Consider the following 19436-nt stretch of genomic DNA (forward strand, 5'->3'; position numbering starts at 1 on the left):
TCACTTCAACAAGCCATCCAGCCACTCATACGCGGCCTTCCTTTCTGCTTCAGGAAAGTCATGCGGCGCATCGGGAGTGACGAGCGTGAGGTTCTTCTCCGCTTTCAGAAGCGCAAAGACCTCCCCGGCCTTCGCATAAGCCTTCCGCACGCCGCCGATGTCGAAGTTGCTGTCCTTCAGCGGTGAATTGGAAAACACACCGCGTGGCGCGATGGCGGCGATCACCTCGTAGAAATCGAAGGGCAGCTTGTCGGCGCTGTTTTCATACACATCACGGATGAGCGGCATGTAGCGGTCGCTGGTCCAGCCCGCGACTTTGCCGCCGTAGTAGTCGTGGAAGGGCGTGAAGCCGCAGCTCGTGGCCACGGCCTTCAAGCGGTCATCAAAGACGGCGGTGAACAGCGAGTTATGCCCACCGAGCGAGTGACCAATGACGCCGATGCGGTCCTTGTTCACCTGCGGCAGTGTTTCGAGCAAATCGACGGCACGCATGTTGTTCCAGATCGCTTTCATCGAGCCGCTGGCACGCGCTGCGCCGTGTTTTTTGAAGTCATACTCGTATTCGCCGAACGATGGATAATCCGGCACGAGGCACACATAGCCGCGCTCCGCCAGTTCATGCGCGTAATGCAGCGATGGCAGTCCGCCGAGGCCCGCAGGCTCGTCTTTGCCGATCTTCGTCGTCTGGTGCAGGCACAGCATCGCGGGCGCTTTGCCGCTCGCAGGCAGTTCATTCGGGATCAGCAACCAGGCGGGCACGCGGTCGCCGAACTCGGGCGTGAAGCGCACTTTGCGGCGCAGATACTTCGCTGTTTTCTCCTCGGAGACGACTTCGACATCCAGCGGAGCCCAGCGAGAGGTGTCGTGCAGCGTCCCCATAACCTGCTGCATGTTCGCTTTGATGTGCGCGACACGTTCCGCCCAATCTTCGGCTGTTTTGACCGGGCGCTCGGCTCCAGCCGCATCGCGCACGACGAGCAGATTCGAGTGATCGGGATACGCGATGGCTGCGGGTGCTTCGGCGGGCTTGATCTGATCCGGCTTCGTCAAAAACGACTTCGGCGTGACTTCATGCACCGCGCCGATGATCCGCTCCTCCACATCAGGCGCGAACTTCGTCGGGCGATCATAGTAAACCATCGCTCCAGCACCTTCATAGCCGCCTTCGTCCAAGACTCGACGCGAGGGCACATAGCACGGCACATCGTTTGAGTAACCGTTCACCCACAGGCGCGAGCGATCAAACTCACGCTTGATGCGGAGGGAGTAGTCCACTGTGATCTCGCCCGGCAGGAAGACCATCGCCATGTCATCGCCAAAGCTCCAGCGCTGCACGAGGTAAGGCAGTTCCGTCGGGATCTTCTCGCCACGGTCTATTCGCGCAAGATTCTTCTTCGCATGATACGCAATCGCCGGTGTCTTTGAGGCAGCCAGACTCTCCCAATCCGCACGCGTTGGCAGTTTGTCATACGCGAGCTGAATCTGCTGCGCCTGGCACTCTAGCGAGCCATTCACCGGCTTTAGTTCACTCGTTGCTAGACGTTTCGCCTCAGCACCGAGGTCTTCACCGTATTTTTTGACGAGTTCCATCGTGCGTCGCGGATTCGGATTCTGATCCGCACCGCAACCGAGCGCCGTGAGCGCAATCGCGCCGGGAAACTCTCGCTGCAATGCTTCCTGAGCAACACCGGCCCAGTCGCCGTGAATCTCGTCGATTCCAATCGTCGTGCAGTGGCAGGCGTAGCTCGTGAAAATGGCCCGCACCTTGCCATCCGCGCCTGTGGCACGCAAAACAGGCAGATCATGATCAATCGGCTTCAAAGGAAACGCCCGTCGATTCGCCGCGAAGCCGACCTTGCCGACGCCCCACGCCAGCGTGGCCGGTTTGCGGTCCGCCAGCGCGGCAAGCGCGGCTTTTTCGATGTTGTTGGTGAGTTCACGCGTGTAGCGCTCGATCACGGGCAGATGCTCTGCCGGGATGTCCATGCCGAATAAATTGGGCAGCACGCCAATGAGCATTGGCGCGCAATGCGTGTGGCTGGAGCAGATCGCGAAACGCGCGTCGATCACTTTGCTCTTCGTTGCGAGCCGGCGCAGCACCTCCGCGCGCATGGAGGCTGGAACGCCGCAGTTATCGACCGTCACCAGCACCGCCGGACCTTCCTCATCACTGCCGATTGCCAGCGCCTTGGCAAAGATGTGCTGCGAGACCCCGGTGTTTGGCAATCTCCTTCCTCCATAACCGCTGAGCCGCACCGGATAATCCGGCGTAATGTCCACAGAGGCCGCTCCGACTTGGCGAGTGGTGTCTGCTGCAAAGCCAGCGAGTGGCAGAAGGATAAGCGCGAGGAGAATGCATTTCATGAGTTGCAAAGACTACGCGATCCGAAGCCGAGGACTTGCCGATGGCAGCCTGCGGTTACTTGCTCCACTCCAGCCACACCTTCGCCATGCGCTGGCCGATTTCGAGTTTGGCGCCTTTGCTGAAGTGCAGGTTGTCGTAGCGCTGGCCGCGCAGGTCCAGCGTGTCGATGTAGCGAAAGGTGGGATCTGTTTTGGCCAAGGCGGACTGCTGCGCGCGCACGACATCGCTCTTCTCATCGCCTGAAGCAATGCTGCCGATGATGACCTTCATCGCAGCGGCGTTCGGCAGATCTTTGCGAAGGTTTTCGGCGAGCGTTTTCAGTCGTGCCCCCGACGCAGCAGCTTCGGCGGGGTTGTCGCTCTCGCCTTGGATGTAAAGCAGCGCGGCGACCTCAAAGGTGACGCCTTGCGGCAGCGCCTGGATCGCCTGCTGCACGGTTTCGACGACATGGCGATACATGTGATCATCGCGGCCGCCCTTCAGCCAATAGCTGTTACCACCGCCGCCACGACTGGCTTTGACGAAAAGAAAATCCTTCACGCCATTGGCGGCCAGATGTCGTGAGAAGCCTATCTCCGGGCCCCAGAACAGCGGATTCGCTCCATCACCTTTCTGAGCACGCAGCGTGACGATATTGCCGCCTGAGTCATCGTAGAGCTTTGCCGCGCCATCTCCGCTGCGTGATGAGCGATTGGCCCAGAAGAACGGAATCTGCGCATCCAGCGGATTTTTGCCCGGTGTGATGTCCGGCTCCTTTTTGTCAGCCGTCGTGCCGAGGCTGTTTGACTGGCCGGTGAGCACGAAAACCTTCAGATGCTGGCCGTTTGCCTTCAGCGGCGATGCCTCTTCTTGTGGCCAAGCCGTCGCTGTGACGAGTGTCAGACATCCGAGAATGAAAGGGTGAAGCCTGCTCATGGTTTTGGCATCTCCTTCGCCAGCGCCTCGATTTCCAGGGCATTCAGAGTCCTGCGATACACACGCACATCGGAAAGACGTCCGTTCAACGCTCCATTCATGCCGGTGCCGATGCGCAGTGGAGCATCCGTGTTGAGTTGGTAGTTCGTGGCATCAAAAGCAGGCGTTTGTGAAACCATCTCGCCATCGACATGGAGCGTTAGCCGATTCGCCGACTTCACGGCGGTAATGTGATGCCATGCGGAAGACAGTGTGTGGCCCCAGGCGGTCTGCTGGCCTGCGCTGAAGGCGAAAGTCTTGCCGGAAGGCAGCGTGCTGCAAAACACCTGCCCGTCATGCTCGGCCATCGTCCACGCACGGCGATAGGTGACATCCGGCGTGTGATCGAGCCGTGCGAGCTTCTTCCACACGTCGCCGCCTTCATACGAATAGACCTCCGCCAGCGGCAGTGATCCGGCCATGAGGCGGCCGTTGTGAACGGTCATGCCCATGACCTCCAGTTCCTCGCCGAGGCGGCCTACGTCGGTCCAGCGGCCGACATCTTCGAATCGAAAAACACGTCCGCTGCGCCAGGTTCCGACATAGAGCCGCCCTTCATATTGCGCGAAGGAGTAGGTCTGCGTGTTGTCGCCGATCTGGCCGCAGTCGGTCCACGTCTTGCCATCAAAGCGATGCACATGGCCACCGTCGTAGCTGCTGGCATAAACAAAGCCGTCATGCACGGTCAGTGCCTCCACACGCTTCGGGCCGATCTCCTGCGTCTTGAGATCAGGCCCCTGCGGCACCGGCAGAGCCGTCCAACGCGCATCGCCCTCGTAGCGGAAGAATCCGGCGGGTTTGAACAACGACGAGGCATAAAGCTGATCCTTGAACACCACCAGTCCGCCCACGGCCTCCGTCTCCGGCAACTGGCCGCAGTCCACCCAGTGCATGCCGCCTTCATAACGAAACACGCGCCCACCGAGCGTGGTGTTTTCCGATTCCTTCAACGAGGAGCCGCCGAGCCGATACTTGCCTGTGCCAACGTAAAGTTTGCCGTGATGCACCGCGAGCGCGGTGACTGAGTTCGATTTGTCCGGCGCACCGCAGTCGATCCACAAGTCACCTCCGCCATAGCGATACACTCGGCCTGATTCATTCTTCCCCGGCTCGCAGGTGCCCGCGTAGAGAGCGCCTTCATGCACCGCGAGTCCAAAGGCGAGCGTGGCATTGCCGGGGCGGCCGCAATCACGCCAATCGGACGTGCGATCATCATCAATGCCAAACTGCAAGTGCCGCCAGTTCGCCTGATTCGTCGTCGCGCCCGGATTGCTCTTCAGCGTGAGATGAACCCCGCGCCGCTTCGCGGGATCGTATTGGCTCATGAGATCTCCCGACAAACGGTCAGCAGCCTCATCCGACTGCATCCACATCGACAAGGTGAAATCACCCGAGCCAAACTGCGGCGCATCTTTCGCCGGAATTTCCAGCGCTTGGTCCACCACAGGCCAGTGGGCGACGAGATCACGCTTCAACTCCATTTTACCAACGCGAGGCCGAAGATGGCTGTCGAGAAACGCATACGACGCCTGACGCTCCGCCGCAGGGAAGGCATGTCCGGCGTCGGGATAACGCACCGCGAGCCGGTCCTCGGCCTGGAACACCTCGCGATACACCGGAATGGCCGCCGTGAAGCAATCGCGCACGCCGGACACCTCAAAGTCCGGCGCATCGTGCAGCGGCGCGTTCACAAACACCGCGCGAGGTGCCAGCGCTGCCAGCACCTCGGTGAAATCGAAGGGGATCTTTGCCGGCACATCGCCATACACCGTCTTGATGCGCGGCATGTAGTAGCGGCTGCTCCAGGCGCGCACATCGCCGCCATTGTGTTTCGCGAAGACATTGAACCCGCAGCTCGACACCACCGCCTTCACCCGCTCATCAAACACGGCCAGAAACAGCGCATTGTGTCCGCCGAGTGAGTGCCCGATCACGCCAATGGCCTCCGCATCGACAAACGGCAGCGATTGCAGCACATCCACACCGCGCCGGTGATTGACGATGCCCTTCATCGTCGCGCTGTCATACTTCAGCGCATACGGGTCGGTCTTGTATTCCGCCGTGTGCAGCAGCGGGTAGTCGAGCACGAGACACACATAGCCGCGCTCCGCCAGCTCGTGCGCATACGCACGATCCGCGCTCGCCGTGAGGCCAGCGGGCGTGTCCTTTCCCGGCGCGGAACTTCCCGGCAGGCAGATCATCGCCGGGCGCTTGTCCGTGGCGCTCGCGCCATCCGGCACCAGCAGCCATCCCGGCAGTCGATCACCTTGTTCGGCCACAAACGTCACATGCTGCCGCGTGTAGTGTCGCAGCGGCGTCTCAGCATCAATTTTCAGATCCAAAGACTGTGTTGTCTTTGGCGGCAGCGCTCCCATCACCAGTTCCATGTTCGCCCGGATGTGCGCCACGCGTCGCGCCCAATCCTGCGGGGATTTCACGGGCTTCAGCGCACCTTGATCGTCTTTGTAGTGCAGCAAATTCGCCCGTTCCTCATACCACGGCGCGGCTTTACTCTGCGCCAGCGATGAAATCACCGATAGCAGCAGAGATGACGTGAAGATGAAAGCAGTCCGTCGGTTCATAAAAGAGATCAGCCTTGCCGCAGCGCTCCGAAGACCGTCGTCATGATGTCCTTCAGCAGGCTGCTGTCATTCGAATGACAGATGAAGCGTGCGCCTTGCTTGATGGCGCGGAGTTGCTGCTCGGTTTTACCAAACCATGAGCCAGCGGGGATGTGGCGCTTATCGGCGGCATCAAGGACCTTCTGCACCACGGCGATGAACTCCGGGTTGTCGTATTCGTTCGGGATGCCCATGTTCGTCGTCATGTCGTTCGGGCCGATGAAGAGAGCGCTCACGCCGGGGATGGCGCAGATGGCGTCAAGATTCTCCAAGGCGCGGACGGATTCGATCATTGGCACGAAGAGCGTGTCGGCGCACTTTTGCTCGATGTAGTCGCGGGTCTTGTCGCTGGGCCATTTGCCTTCTTTGATGGCACGCTCCAGCGCCACGCCTTTGAGCGGGCGATACACGGCTGCAGCAGCGAGGCGTTTGATCAGCTCCACGTCTTCGGCATACGGAATGACCACGCCGTCGAACGAATCACACACCTTCGCCACATCATCCGCATCTCGGCTGTGCGTGCGCGCCAGCGTGGCGATGCCCTTCGCGGCCAGTGCATAGCGCAGCGGCATGAAGTCGGCGATGTCGAGCGCATTGTGCTCGGCGGTGACGATCACGAAGTCGATGCTGCCATCCGGAATGAAATCCACAATGGCAGGCACGACAGCGTGTTGGATCAGCGTGCCAAAGACGGTGTGGCCTTTCATCATCTTCTCTTTGAGGATCCGTGCGGGCTTCGAGCTGGTAGGGCCATAGGGTGTCGGGTTGTTCATGGTTGGAAAGGCATACGGCGTGGCTGCAGTGCGATTATCCCCGGAAAGTGCCTTCATCGGCGAACCGTAGGTTTGGAGCGCATGTTCACCTTCCCGAGCAGCACTTCCAGCCACCACCGCCGCAGTTTTCTGAAGGCGGGGGCGCTCGGTGTTGGATCGCTGACGCTGGCGGACTTGCTGCGCGCGGAATCGGCGACTGGAGTGCGGTCTTCGACGAAGGCGGTGATCAACATTCATCTCGATGGCGGTCCGCCGCAGATGGATCTCATCGATCCAAAGCCAGACGCACCGAGCGAGATTCGTGGTGAGTTCAAATCGCTGCCGACGAAGATTCCGGGGCTGCATTTGACCGAGCTGCTGCCGCGATTGGCGGCGAATGCGGACAAGTATGTCTTCCTGCGCTCGCTGAGCGGCGCGATGGGGAATCACGATGCGTTTCAGTGCCAGTCAGGCTTTGGTGACAAAGAGCTGGCCTTCATCGGTGGACGTCCGGCGATGGGTTGTGTGGTGAGCAAACTGCTAAGCACTTCGAAGGACTCCGCGCCTGCCTTTGTCGATCTCATGCAAGGCCGCCCGCTCGTGCGCAACAGTGCGCGGCCTGGCTTTCTCGGCACGGCATCCTCAGCGTTTCGCCCGGACATCTCGCATCTGTTTGAGCGGCAGTTGGAAAACGGCATGAAGGCCGAATTGGCGCGTCGCGGCTCGGGTCACAGTCAAAGTTTGGCGCTAACAAAAGGCCTGACTGTTGGGCGACTCGAAGATCGAGTGTCGCTGCTGCGCGATCTCGACACGATCCGCCGCGACATCGACACCAGCGGCTCGATGCACGCGCTGGATGAGTTCAATCAACTCTCGCTCGGCATTCTGACTTCCGGTCGATTCGCGGCAGCGATGGATCTGAGCAAAGAAGATCCCCAAGTGCTCGAACGCTACACGCCGCGCATCATCCGCCCTGCAGATGCCTTTGGCTCGATGGAAAGCCCGAAGTGCGCGCAGAAGTTCCTGCTTGCGCGCCGCCTGATCGAGGCCGGTGTGCGCTGCGTGAGCATCTCCATCAGCGACTTCGACACACATTCACGAAACTTCTCCGCCATGCGCTATCTCGGTCCGCTGATCGATCACGCGCTGAACACGCTGGTCACCGATCTCGATGAACGCGGCATGTTGCAGGACGTGATGATCATCGTCTGGGGCGAGTTTGGCCGCACACCAAAGATCAATGACAAAGCCGGCCGCGATCACTGGCCCAAAGTAGCCATGGGCATCATGGCGGGGGGGCATCTTAAAACCGGTCAGGTCATCGGCGCCACCGACAAACACGCCGCCGAGGCCACCGAGCGTCCGGTGCATTATCAGGACGTAATCGCCACGCTGTATCAGCACCTCGGTATCGACGCACGCGGCACCACGCTCACTGACACGACTGGCAGGCCGCAGTATCTCGTTGATCTTGGCCAGCCGATTGCAGAGCTTATTTAAACCCGGACTATGCAGTAGAATAGGCAAACGGAGGCGGACGAGCCTCGATCTGTTGGGAGATGGAGTCCATCCATGGGCGCTTTTGGCGTGGCAGTGAGAGCTTGAGCACCCGTTTGCGGGCGTGGTGGCTGACCCACGCTCCTATTGCAAAGCAATAGGACCTCAAGGTCGCCAACGTTGCCTGGTTGTGGCTGTTGAGTGCAAAGTGACGGAACAGGCTGATGAGGTTGTAGGCCACCATGATGAAGCGGAACGAGGCTTCGGTGGCCCAAAAGTCCTGGAGGCAGAAGGCGTCGAGGCCGAAGTCCTGCTTTAGCTCCCTGATTCGATTCTCACAATCGGCGCGGGTGTTGTAGATGTTCCAAATCTGGTCCAGCGGCAGGTCGAGGTTGGTCACATACAGGCTGAAGCGGTAGTCGGGCAGGTCCTCGAAGAGCAGCTTGCCTCCCGCCTGTGGACGGCGGCTGGTCTGCTTGCGCACGACGATGTGCCGCCTCGCTTTGGCCTTGGGATTCGCCGGCTGCTGCAGCCACTCTTTGACCGCGATGCCGGGACAGACTTCCACCCAGTCCTTCATGCCATGGATCTCGTTTTTGAGGTTGGCGTAGGCTTTTGCGGCGATGATGTAGGGCACGCTGCGCTCTTCCAGCGTGCTCAAGATGTCGTTGGTGTAAAAGCCGCTGTCGGCTCGCACCAGGCCCACCTTCACTCCGGCGAGCGCTTCATCGAAGGTCTCGCGCATGAACTCCACGCAGTTGGAGCACGCCGCGGTGTTGCCCGGGCGCAGCCAGGCGTTGGCCACCATGCGTGTCTGGCTGATGAAGGCGATGAGCGGGTGGTGCGAGTTGCGCCCTTTGCGGTTGGGGTTGTAGCCTTTGGCCGTGCCTTCCTGGCTGCCCTCGCGTGTGATGACGGTGCTGTCGAAGTCCACCGTCACCGCGCCGACGTGGATCTGCTCAAAGAACCAGCGTTGCAATGCCGGGAACACCGCCGTGTTGCGCGCCTGGGAGAAGCGCCCGAAGAACCGGCTGTAGGTGCTTTGGCTGGGCAGGCGGTCGTAGCCGAAGATGGCAGCCAGTGTCTCGTCCTGCCGCAGCCAGTCGCAGTGGATGTAGCGGCTGGCTCCCGTCCAGATGCCCAGCCAGAAGGATTCGATGACGTGGACTGGATCGTAGGCGCAGTTGGAGCCGCCCCGGGGCAAATCCAGCGTGGCGAGATGCTCTCGGATGCCCGTCTGATCGACAAAACGTTTCATCAACGCCATGCCGCCAAAGGGCGTCACGGGCTTGCCAGAGTATTCGATCGGCAGATTCACCATGCAGGTGATTCTGCCATGCCCGTCAATCCCCCCGTCTGACAAGAGCTCCAGCTCTTCCGCTTGCTCCTATTGCATGATCCGGGTTAAAGTGGTCCGCTACGCCGCAGACCTTGCGTGGCGTGCCGTGTGCCGTCTGGAGGTCACTTTGCCGCCGTCTTCGCTGCACGCTCCACCTTGCGATATAAGAAGGCATCCGAAGTTAGGAGGGAAGTGATGAGGGCTTTCATGCTGCCGCCGTTGTTGCGGTAGGCGGCGTGGGCGGCTTTGAGCACGGGGGCGTCGTTGAGGGTTTCGTTGCGGCCCATCCAGAAGCGGAAGGCGTGGCGGACGAAGACTTGCTCGACGCGCTGGCTCTCGGCGAGCTTTTGGATCATTTCGAGGGCGTTCTTGACGGGGCCATCGAGGGCTGGATCGCCGCTGTTGATGATCTCACCAGTGGCATCGACGGGTTTGTCGAGCTCGGTGGTGCGGAAGAGGCCGGCGTGGTTGTACATTTCGAAGGGCAGTCCGAGCGGATCCATCTTCTGGTGGCAGGTCCAGCAGTACTTTGCCTTCGTCACGCGCATGCGCTCGCGCAGCGTGCTTTGCGGCTCGACGGGAAGCTGGGCATCGACGGTGATGGGCACATCGGGGATGCCACCGCCGAGGAGACGCTCGCGAATCCAGATGCCGCGATGGATGGCGTGGTTATCCATGGCATCAGATTGGGAAACGAGCCAGGCTGGGTGAGTGAGGATGCCGAGTCGCTCACCCGCGGGCGCGGTGGCCAGGATGCGCTCGGGTTTCATGGAGCCAGCTCCAAATGAGGGTCGGCTGACGCGCGCTTCCGTTGGCGGGCCGGTCAGGTTGGCAATGGCGATATCGGTGTTGCCACCCCCGCCGCGCTTCCGTGCCTTCTTCTCGTTGTCGGCTCTCTTCTCGGCTGCGGCCAGCAACTTGCTTTGCTGGGCGAGGGATTTCTGGGCGGCCTTGTCGTCGGGATTGTCCTTCAACTTGGCTTCCAATGCGGCGACCTCCGCCTTCATCGCCTGGAGTCTAGCCGCTTCTTTCTGCTCCTCCTCTGCCTCAGCCTTCTTCTTCGCGGCCACCGCGGCAGCCTGCTCTTCCTTGGTGAGTTTCCTGCCGAAGTAGATGTTGTCGGTCTTGGTGGCGACGACGCGCTGGGTGGTGAGCAGCTCCTTGAGCACGTTTTTGTCTTCTGCGAGGACCAGCTCGATCAGGCGGTCCGTGCTGGCTGTGGCGTCAAACATGGCGCCGTAATGCCCATCCCCTCGAAGTGAGATTCCGGTGCCGGCCAGTGCCTTGGTGTCTTTGCAAATGTAACCGCCCAGATCGTAGTCGAAGTAATCGCGGAAGAACTGCAGGACGCGCGGCTTGCGGATGCTTTCGTCTGCGAGCATGCGGGTGACCTCACGTTGCACATCTTCACGCGTCTTCATGTGGCCTTCGAGGATCGCCTGACGGAGAGGTTCGTCGGGTTTGATGTAGCGCAGCGCGTGATTCACGGCGAGGCCCAGCTCCCAATCCTGCAGCATGACGCGGCCGTGCTCGTCCGGCTTGCCGGTTTCCGCCAATTCGTGACGAAACAACGCGTCGCGATCGAGAAAGATGGACGACAGGCCCATGAAGACGCCGTCTTCCTTGCCGACCTTGGCGATGCTGTCTTTGACGATTTGCAGGTAATTGTCGGACTCGGCCTTGTTTGGCGGACGGAAGGTCAGAGCTTCGAAAAGGTAGTCCACAGCAGCACGCAGGCGTGTGTCGGTGACCTGCGGCTCCTTCATGAGATCGTGCAGAGGGGTCAGCGGCCGCAGGACTTTCGTGCTGTAAACAATGGCCGTCGGCAGCCCGCGCAAGTCGCCCTTCGGCTTCACCTTGTCGTAGGTTTTCGGGTCATCGGTGATCTGCTCCTTCATGCCGACGAGGCTGAGCGGGCCGTAGGCCATGAATTGCAAGATGTCCTCCGCCTTGCCGAGGATCTGCGTCGCTTCGGCGCTGTTGACGGTGTAAAAGTCGGGGTAGTTCTTCAAGCCGACCTTGCGGGCCGAAGACAGCACCACGGGCACGCTTTTCACCGAGGTGGCATAGGCCACCGTGCCTCCTTCCCACCTTAGAATGTTATCGACGCCAAAGTAGAGCTTCAACTCGCCTCCGTGGTTGGTTGGAACGGCATCACCGTGGGTGCGGAGGCCGGGCTTCCGCGGATCGTATGTCGGCTCGGTGTTGATCAGTTCGTTGAGCCGCGTGATGTGCTCCTGCGGCGTCACGCGCCAGATGCGGGCAGGGGAGGCGGTGGGTGTCAGCTTGATGCCTTCCGGCAGTTTGCCAAAGAGCAGGTCGTGACTGATGAAGTTAGCCTTCTTTGGATCGAGATGCGCGTGGAAGCCGCCCTTGTCCTTCATGACGCGTTGCAGCTCGCCGACGATCCAGTCGGAGAAACGCAACCGGTCGATGACTTCGGGCTGGTCCTGCTTTTTCGGCGGCATTTCCTCCAGCGCGATCTGTGCCCACACGGACTTCCAAGTGGCGGCGTTGGTCTCATCCACCGCGGTGAGTTCGCTGAGGTTCAGATCGCCCTTTTGCGTGTCGTTGTCGTGGCAGTCAAAGCAGTGTTGTTCGAGGAAAGGCAGCGCGAGGTCTTTGAACTTCGCCTGAACGGGCTTGCCCGGCGTGTAGGTTTCCGCAGCCAGAGCTGGCAGCACGATTCCGGCGCTGAGCATCATCACGATGAGAGAAGCTTGGCGGGTCGTTGGAGAACTTGTGGCTCGGGTGATCATGGGGGTGTTGGAGCAAAATGGAGAGGTTTTTATTCTTCCCGCAGATTCAGGGAGGCCCGCAGATTATTTTGAATTTCAATCTGCTGGCATCCTTGAATCTTCGGGAGATCAAAGTGCGGCTGCTGGAAAAAAATGGAAGTCAGTTGGGTGAGGCGGCTCAGCTAGGTCGCGGTGAAGGCAGTCAGTTGGTTCCAATGCAGATGACCTCCTTCATCGTGTGCATCCAGAGGCGGCCATTGGCGTAACTGAACGATGCGAGCGTCCAGGTCTCACCTGCGGGTCCGAGGTCATTGATCGCGACGAGGGCTTTTTCATCGAGCGTTTCGGCAAAGGCATTGATGACATAAACCGTGCCGTTCATGATGGGGAAGAACAGGTGGCGATTGACCAGAGTCGGGCTCGCTGCGGAAACATGGCCCCAACCGGTGCCTTTGGCGCGTTTGTCGGTCGCGATGTCGATGCCGCGTGAGTTCTTCGTGTCGTTCGGAAGCGCCTCCTTCATGTCCCAGATTCGTTTTGGTTCCGTTCCGGCGATGAGTTGCACCGGGACGCGCAGGTACTCGGTTTTGCCGGTTTCAATGTGCACGCGGCCGATGGCGGCGATGTCGTGAGCGAGGAAGTAGTGCCAGTCACCGACGATGATGTTGGTCTGATTCGTTAGCGGCATGCGCTTGCTGGCCTTGAAGGCGAATCCGTGCTCGCGTTTGCCGGTCTGCGCATCGGTGATGTCCACGTTTTCGGTCACGTTTTGAGTGCGTAGGATCTCACCCGTCGAGGTGTCGAGCACGAGGTGGTTGGGTCCCTGAAACCAGAACACGTGTTTCGCGTTCCAATGCGAGTTGTAGGAGCTGTCGCCCTTGGACTCTCGGCTCCAGAGCGTTTTGCCAGAGTCGAGCAGGGTCAGGCTCACGCCATAAGGCTCTTCCAAGGGGGAATGACCGCCGCCGCGGCCATGCGCGATCGCCCAGCGGCCATCCGCCAACTTCCCAGCCATGGGTGTGTTGTGGACACAGGTGCCGACTTCTTCGAGCCACAGGATTTTGCCGGTCTTCTTGTCGATCGCGTGCAGGTAGGTCCAGACATCACGCGGATCGATTCCCGGTGGCACCGGCTTGTGTCGCTCCAGTTTTTGCCCGGCCTCTTTGTTGCGGACTTCGACCGTGATGATCTTGTCGCCGACGAGGATGGGTTCGCATTCGCGGTTCGTGTGGCGCGTGAGCGGGCGGAACTCGCGAAGCCACACTGGCTTGCCATTAAAATCAAAACAGCCCATCGAACCGCAACGATTGAAGAACCAGACGTGTTCACCATCGGCGATGGGCGCAAAGGTGGTGCCATCGCTGAAAATGCCCGCCGTGCTCACCGGGTCCGTGCCGGGAAGATCGACTTTCCAGAGAATCTTGCCGGTATTCGCATCCAGGCAGTAGCCGACGATGTTCGGCTCAAGCCGGTCGCTCGATTCCTCCATCGGACGATGCGTCGTCACGAAGGCGCGATCACCCCAGATCGTCACCGCGCTTTGTCCGCCTTCCGGCAAAGGAGTGCGCCAAAGGATGTTTTCAGCGCCCACGACCGACCATTTCAGCGGCGGCGCGGCTCCTTCGACTTTCCAATTGAGGTTCGGCCCGGACGCCTGCGGCCAGTTTTGGGCGCAAACGGTGGCTGTGAGGGCAATGGAGCAAAACAGGAGCGCACGGATCACGCCAGTACTTCTTTGAGGGGACCGACGCCGGAATCAAACTTCGCCGCCATCTTCTCGCTCATGTTGAAGCGGTCGCATTGGACGCCTGAAGCCGTCAGGATGCTGGAGTAGAGGGCGTTGATCGGACGCGTGCCATCGAGTTGGGTGAAACAGCCGGTCTTGAAGACGCCGCCGCAGTTCCCAAGGAGCATCACAGGCCAGGTCGCGCCGCTGGTGTGTTGTTTGTCGGCGTTGTTGCTGGTGTAAACGATGAGCGTGTTGTCCATCATCGTGCCGCTGCCCTCAGGCACGCTTTCGAGCTGCTCCATGAGCTTCACGAGCATGCGGCTGTTGTATTGGCGGATTTTGATCCAGATCGGATTATCCGGCTGCTCCATGTGGCCGAGATTGTGGCCCTGCTCCTCGACGCCGATGCCTTTCCATGAGCCGAAGATCTCCCCGCGGCCTGAGCCGATGGTGAGCACACTGGTGATGCCCGATTTGATCGCCGAGATGCCGAGGTCGAGGAGCACGTCATGCCAGTCGGTTTCGAACTGGGGCTTGGTGTAGCGTTCATCGACTTTCGGCGCGAATTTTCGCAGGTGATCGGAGACGCCGCTGAGGCGTGCCCGCAAGCCGTTGATGTCCTGGAAGCCCTGCACGTAGCGCCCATAGCGCTGCTGGTCCGCCATCGGCAGCGCCTTGCCCTGTGCGGCGGCGAGCTGTTCGATGCGGTCGAACATGCTGGAGCGAGCCTCATGCTGCTTGCGAATGTCCCCGTCCGAGATGCCGCCGTAGAGCATCTCATAGAGGTGATTCGGGTTCGAATGCATGAAAATCGGCTGCCCCGCACCACTGGCCGAAAGGTTTGCCACCGTGGGCTTGGCCTTCATGTTTTCCATCGAGTCCATGCCAATGCAGAGATGCGGCAGGAGCGTCTCCGGCAACACTTTGCTCAATTCATAGTCAATCGTGGACGCACTGGGCGGTGTGCCATCGCTGCCGCGGTAGCCGCCGAGCGCCCCGAAGAAGGCGCTGTGCGACGGGCTGGTGTGGAGGCCGTGCAGGCCGTTGATGATGTGCAGGCGCTCCTTAAATGGCTCCAGCGCCGAAATCGGCTCAGGCAGCTTCGCCTTGGCCAGCGAGCCGCTGCTCGTCATGCCCGCCGGGATGCAGGTTTTTGGATCAAAACCCTGATTCTGGAGGAAAAAGATCACACGCTTCGGCCCACCGCTCGTGGCACGCGGGGCAGCCTGGCTGATCCCGGAAAAAAACGGTGATCCCAAAGCAGCACCAGCGGTGGCGGTGATCTGACGGAGGAGTTTGCGGCGGTTCATCATGGTGGCGCGTAAACGTGCCCGATCCGGGTGCCTTTCAGCCTTCAATAAGGAAATGGATGCCGTTTCGCTGCTTGGAAGCGGCTTCTGAGCTGTCAGGCCGGGTTGACCATGGTCACCCAGCCCTTACGCCCGCCCGTATTTCGCCCGCTCGGTCTTGCGGATAAACTTGTCCGCCTCCGGCATGCCGGGGACTTTCATGTTCGGGCCGTCCCAGTCGATGCTTTTTTGCAAACGCAGCGCCACGATGCCGGAGAGGCCGATCTCGGTGAGGTGGCCGCCGAGATCGAAGTCGGCGAAGACTTTCGGCCCGTCTTGGATCGCGTCGATCCACTCGTCGATGTGGCCTTTGACGCGTGGGAGCGAGATGGGCACCTGTTTCGCGGCGGGATGATTGTCCGCGCCGGTGAATTTCGCGTCACTGTTGAGCTTCACATAGCATTCGGAATTCCACAGGCCGCTTTGGAGCTGCCCGTGCTCGCCGATGAGCAGGCAGCCGGTGCGTGGCAGGCTGCCGAATGTGGCGACGAGCGGCGCGGTGACCTCCGCAGGCGGCAAATCGCCACCGGTGTAGAAATGCAAGCGCACCGGGCCGCGATCGCCGCGAGCCGCGAAATGAAAATGCACCGTGCAAGCTGCGGCGAAGCTCTCCTTGCCCATTCCCGTGCCGGTGATCTCGATGCGCGTCGGATAGTCGAGGTTCAACGCGCGCACAGGCATGTTGAAGCCGTGGCAGCAGAAGTCACCGAGCGAGCCGTTGCCAAAATCATACCAGCCGCGCCACTTCGCCGGATGGTAGATGCCGGTCTTGTAGGCGCGTTCGGGCGCGGTGCCGAGCCAGAAGTCCCAGTCGAGCGTCGCAGGGATGGGATCATGGCCCGCAGGGCGCTCCTCGCCGCTCGGCCAACTGTGCGTGGGATGCCAGACGTGGATGTCGCTGATCGCGCCGAAGAATCCCGCGCCGATCAGCTCCATGCTGCGGCGCAGATTCGGTGATGCGCTGCCCTGATTGCCGGTCTGCGTGATCACCTTCGCGGTGCGTGCCATCTCGCGCAGCTCACGTGCCTCCGCGATGGTGTGCGTGAGCGGCTTCTCGCAATACACATGCTTGCCCGCCTGCATCACCGCACGGCAGATCGGCGCATGCCAGTGGTCCGGCGTGGCGATGACGACTGCGTCGAGCGACTTCTCTTTTTCAAGCAGCACGCGGTAGTCGCGATAAACCGCCGCGTCGGCCACGCCCGCGCCATGCCGCTTCTTCGAGTTCTCGATCTGCGCCGAATCGACATCGCACAGTGCGCCGACGTGATGACCGAGTTGCACAATCTTGCTTACGTGGCCCTGAATCTGCCCGCCCATGCCGATGAAGCCGACGTTGAGCTTGCGCGCCGACTGGCCGCGCAGCAGTCCAGAAGGCAATATCAGCGTGGAGGCCGCGGCGGCGGTGTTTTGGAGAAAGGAGCGGCGGTTGGTAGCAGCAGTGGGGTTCATGGCGGTAAGGAGGCATTCAATAAGCCAACGCATGACTCATTGTTGCATGCGTCATGCACCCTGAGTTTCGAAGATTCCGATGCGGCAGACCGTTTGATCCTCATGCGACTTCTCCTTGCTCTACTGGTCACCTCTTCGCTGCACGCCGCCGAACTCCGCATCGGCTCTTCGACCATCAGCATCACGCCCGACAGGCCGGTGGCGCTCGCAGGGCAGTTTGGGACGCGCATATCGCAAAGCGTCGAAGCGCCGATCATCGCCGCTGCGGTGGCGATTGAGTCGGCGGAGGGCGGCAAGGTGGTCGATCAGAGCATTCTCATCTCCTGTGACCTTGTGGGCATTCATCACTCCGTGCTCGCGCAGTTTCGCCAGCATTTGAAGCCGCTGCTGCCGGACTTCGATGTGCGGAAGGTCATCGTTTCCGCCACGCACACGCACACCGCGCCGGTGACGTCCGAGATTCCGGAGGAGACGTTGATCACCTATCCGATTCCCAAAGAAGGCGTCATGCAGCCGGCGGAATACACGAAGTTTCTCGTCGAGCGCCTGTCGCAGGCCGCCGTGCAAGCCTGGAAGAGCCGCAAGCCCGGCGGTGTGAGTTGGACGCTCGGTTTTGCCCAGATCGGCGAAAACCGCCGTTCCGTCTTCGCCGATGGTCACGCGCAGATGTATGCGAAGACGAATGACGCGCGCTTCCGCCACATGGAGGCCGGTTCCGACTCGGGAATCGAGACTCTGTTCTTCTGGAATGCCGAAAAGCAGCTTCAAGCCGTCGCAATCAACGTCGCATGTCCTTCGCAGGAAGTGGAAAGCCGCAGCGCCCTCAACGCGGACTTCTGGCACGACGCACGCGAGCAGTTGAAGGCCAAATTGAACCTGCCTGACCTGACCGTGCTCGGCTGGTGCAGTGCGGCGGGCGATCAATCGCCGCATCCGCAGTATCGCAAGGACGCCGAGGCCCACATGATCAAGCTGCGCGGCCTCACGCGGCAGCAGGAACTCGGTCGCCGCATCAGCAACGCCGTTTTCGACACGCTCGATGCCGCGAAGGCCGACATCCGCAGCGACGCGCCCTTTGGTCACATCGTCGAAGACCTGCCGCTGCCGCCGCGCAAGATCCTCGAACGCGAGTATGCGGACGCGAAGAAGAACATCGCGCAATACAGCGTCGTCGAGAAGCCGGACAACCGCGTCATCACCATGCTGAAGCTCGAACAGGGCATCGTGAAGCGCTTCGAGGAAGCCGACAAACTGCCGCCTTACGAGATGGAGCTGCACGTCCTGCGTCTCGGCGACGTCGCCATCACCACGAACACCTTTGAGCTGTATCTCGACTGGGGCATCCAGATGAAGGCCCGCAGCCCCGCGCAGCAGACCTTTGTGCTCCAGCTCACCAACGGCTGCGGCATGTATCTGCCCACCACGCTCGCCATCGAAGGCGGCAGCTACAGCGGCCTGCCGCACGTCAATAGAGTAGGACCCGAAGGTGGACAGATTCTCGTCGATCAAACCGTGCGGGCCATGCAGGCGCTGTTTCCAACAACAAAGCCCTGACATCGGGCGAGGAAGGGTGAGATCGGCAGGTGGAACGATCAGCCCATCGAGATGCTGGTCACGGCCAGGCCGTTGTGACCGGCGACGATGACGCGGTCAGCGGCTTCGTTGACCACAAAGTCGTGCACGTGGAACGGGGCCTTGCCCTCATAGGCGATCTTGCGCGTCGCAGGATCGATGAGGATCGCGAAGCCAGCGTTGTCGCCACCGCAACCGAGCAACCACTGGCCTTGCGGATGAAATGCCAAGCACTGAACGATGCCCTTGGTCGCAGAGGACTCGATCTCGGCGAGCGTCTCGCCCTTCTCCCAATCAAACAGCCGGAAACGTGCGCCCGCGCCGAGGTGATCGATGTTGCCGATCTGGCCGATGCCTCCAGCGGCCAACTGACGACCGTCGGGTGAGAAAGCCAAGGCCCGCACACCGCCGATGGAGTGGCGGCGCTGCTTCGGGTCCCAGGTATACATGCACGAGGCATCCAGCGTGGTGATGGCTTTTCGTGCGGCCACGTCCCAGATCACGATGCGGCCCATCTTGTCTGCGGTGGCAAGTCGTGAGCCATCGGCGTTGAAGGCGCAGGTGAAGAGCATGGATGGATACTGATGCGGCGTCTCGGCGTCATGGCCTTGCAGCTCGCCCAGCGGCTTTCCGCTGAGTCCGTCCCATAGCCGGCAAATCATGTCATCGGCCACGCTGGCGACGAGTTTGCCATCAGGCGCTGCCACGACTTTGCGGATCCATTTCGCATGGGCAGTGGCCACGGCGTGAACGGGCTTCCGCGATGCCACATCCCACCAGATGAGCTGCTTGTCATACGAGCCGGAGACCAGGCGGCTGTGATCCGCCGCGAGCGCGAGCCCTGTGACATAGCCGCCGGGACGATGCCGCACCTCGCCGCCGTCGAGCGCGATTGGCTCCGGCTTCTCGACGGCGAGATCGGTGAAATAGATGCCACCATCCGAGCTGCCGGAGAAGACCTGGCTCGTGCCCGGCACGCGGGCGAGGCTAAAGTGGATGTCCTGGCGGGAGAGCTTCTTCTCTTCCTTGATGGTGAATGACGCAGCCATGATCGAGACAACGAGTGAG

The 19436-nt window shown here is 60.8% G+C and carries 12 protein-coding genes; 2 read left to right on the forward strand and 10 right to left on the reverse strand.

Annotation, left to right across the window (positions count from 1 at the left end; translation table 11 throughout):
• Genes ACILSI_RS16960 through ACILSI_RS16975 form a run of 4 tightly spaced genes read right to left on the reverse strand, consistent with a single transcriptional unit; the run spans nt 1 to nt 6713 of the window.
• Nucleotides 1-2364: a neutral/alkaline non-lysosomal ceramidase N-terminal domain-containing protein gene (locus ACILSI_RS16960; protein ID WP_395723089.1), complete on the reverse strand. Its 2364-nt coding sequence runs from the start codon at nt 2362-2364 to the stop codon at nt 1-3.
• A 55-nt stretch (nt 2365-2419) separates the two neighbouring features.
• Entirely contained in the window at nt 2420-3280 is an 861-nt protein-coding gene (locus ACILSI_RS16965) for a sialate O-acetylesterase (protein WP_395723090.1), read from the reverse strand.
• Nucleotides 3277-5901 (reverse strand): LamG-like jellyroll fold domain-containing protein, encoded by a 2625-nt coding sequence (locus ACILSI_RS16970; protein WP_395723091.1) that lies wholly within the window; start codon nt 5899-5901, stop codon nt 3277-3279. The genes ACILSI_RS16965 and ACILSI_RS16970 overlap by 4 nt, the downstream gene beginning before the upstream one ends.
• An 8-nt stretch (nt 5902-5909) precedes the next feature.
• Nucleotides 5910-6713, reverse strand: a complete 804-nt coding sequence (locus ACILSI_RS16975) for an HpcH/HpaI aldolase/citrate lyase family protein (RefSeq protein WP_395723092.1) — start codon at nt 6711-6713, stop codon at nt 5910-5912.
• Nucleotides 6714-6794: 81 nt separating this feature from the next.
• Between ACILSI_RS16975 and ACILSI_RS16980 the strand changes: the two genes are divergently transcribed.
• Entirely contained in the window at nt 6795-8192 is a 1398-nt protein-coding gene (locus ACILSI_RS16980; RefSeq protein ID WP_395723093.1) for a DUF1501 domain-containing protein, read from the forward strand.
• Between the two features lie 7 nt (nt 8193-8199).
• On the opposite strand, the gene ACILSI_RS16985 is transcribed toward ACILSI_RS16980, so the two are convergent.
• The 5 genes from ACILSI_RS16985 to ACILSI_RS17005 form a co-directional block, all read right to left on the reverse strand.
• Nucleotides 8200-9510: an IS1380 family transposase gene (locus ACILSI_RS16985; protein WP_395723094.1), complete on the reverse strand. Its 1311-nt coding sequence runs from the start codon at nt 9508-9510 to the stop codon at nt 8200-8202.
• 140 nt (nt 9511-9650) lie between these two features.
• Entirely contained in the window at nt 9651-12233 is a 2583-nt protein-coding gene (locus ACILSI_RS16990) for a DUF1588 domain-containing protein (protein WP_395723113.1), read from the reverse strand.
• 235 nt (nt 12234-12468) lie between these two features.
• Entirely contained in the window at nt 12469-13989 is a 1521-nt protein-coding gene (locus ACILSI_RS16995) for a hypothetical protein (RefSeq protein WP_395723095.1), read from the reverse strand.
• The gene (locus ACILSI_RS17000) at nt 13986-15308 is read right to left on the reverse strand and encodes a DUF1552 domain-containing protein (RefSeq protein WP_395723096.1); all 1323 of its coding nucleotides are present in this window, start codon (nt 15306-15308) and stop codon (nt 13986-13988) included. Before ACILSI_RS17000 ends, ACILSI_RS16995 begins: the two co-directional genes overlap by 4 nt.
• Nucleotides 15309-15431: 123 nt before the next feature.
• On the reverse strand, nt 15432-16796 hold the full coding sequence (locus tag ACILSI_RS17005; protein ID WP_395723097.1) for a Gfo/Idh/MocA family protein: 1365 nt from the start codon (nt 16794-16796) through the stop codon (nt 15432-15434).
• A 102-nt stretch (nt 16797-16898) separates the two neighbouring features.
• On the opposite strand from ACILSI_RS17005, the gene ACILSI_RS17010 reads away from it, so the two are divergent.
• Nucleotides 16899-18350: a hypothetical protein gene (locus tag ACILSI_RS17010; protein ID WP_395723098.1), complete on the forward strand. Its 1452-nt coding sequence runs from the start codon at nt 16899-16901 to the stop codon at nt 18348-18350.
• Between the two features lie 38 nt (nt 18351-18388).
• Here the strand turns inward: ACILSI_RS17010 and ACILSI_RS17015 are convergent, their stop codons facing one another.
• Complete coding sequence (locus ACILSI_RS17015; protein ID WP_395723099.1) at nt 18389-19417, reverse strand: WD40 repeat domain-containing protein; 1029 nt, start codon at nt 19415-19417, stop codon at nt 18389-18391.
• Nucleotides 19418-19436 lie beyond the last annotated feature (19 nt).

The sequence above is a fragment of the Prosthecobacter sp. genome (genome assembly GCF_044232965.1).
GTDB lineage: Bacteria > Verrucomicrobiota > Verrucomicrobiia > Verrucomicrobiales > Verrucomicrobiaceae > Prosthecobacter.

Excerpts from the sequence above, each read along its gene's own strand:
- ACILSI_RS16975 (WP_395723092.1), bottom strand. The coding sequence starts at position 6,713 with ATGAACAACCCGACACCCTATGGCCCTACCAGCTCGAAGCCCGCACGG.
- ACILSI_RS17015 (WP_395723099.1), bottom strand. The coding sequence starts at position 19,417 with ATGGCTGCGTCATTCACCATCAAGGAAGAGAAGAAGCTCTCCCGCCAG.
- ACILSI_RS16980 (WP_395723093.1), top strand. The coding sequence starts at position 6,795 with ATGTTCACCTTCCCGAGCAGCACTTCCAGCCACCACCGCCGCAGTTTT.
- ACILSI_RS16960 (WP_395723089.1), bottom strand. The coding sequence starts at position 2,364 with ATGAAATGCATTCTCCTCGCGCTTATCCTTCTGCCACTCGCTGGCTTT.
- ACILSI_RS16970 (WP_395723091.1), bottom strand. The coding sequence starts at position 5,901 with ATGAACCGACGGACTGCTTTCATCTTCACGTCATCTCTGCTGCTATCG.
- ACILSI_RS17000 (WP_395723096.1), bottom strand. The coding sequence starts at position 15,308 with ATGATGAACCGCCGCAAACTCCTCCGTCAGATCACCGCCACCGCTGGT.
- ACILSI_RS16985 (WP_395723094.1), bottom strand. The coding sequence starts at position 9,510 with ATGGTGAATCTGCCGATCGAATACTCTGGCAAGCCCGTGACGCCCTTT.
- ACILSI_RS16965 (WP_395723090.1), bottom strand. The coding sequence starts at position 3,280 with ATGAGCAGGCTTCACCCTTTCATTCTCGGATGTCTGACACTCGTCACA.
- ACILSI_RS17010 (WP_395723098.1), top strand. The coding sequence starts at position 16,899 with ATGCGACTTCTCCTTGCTCTACTGGTCACCTCTTCGCTGCACGCCGCC.
- ACILSI_RS17005 (WP_395723097.1), bottom strand. The coding sequence starts at position 16,796 with ATGAACCCCACTGCTGCTACCAACCGCCGCTCCTTTCTCCAAAACACC.
- ACILSI_RS16990 (WP_395723113.1), bottom strand. The coding sequence starts at position 12,233 with ATGATGCTCAGCGCCGGAATCGTGCTGCCAGCTCTGGCTGCGGAAACC.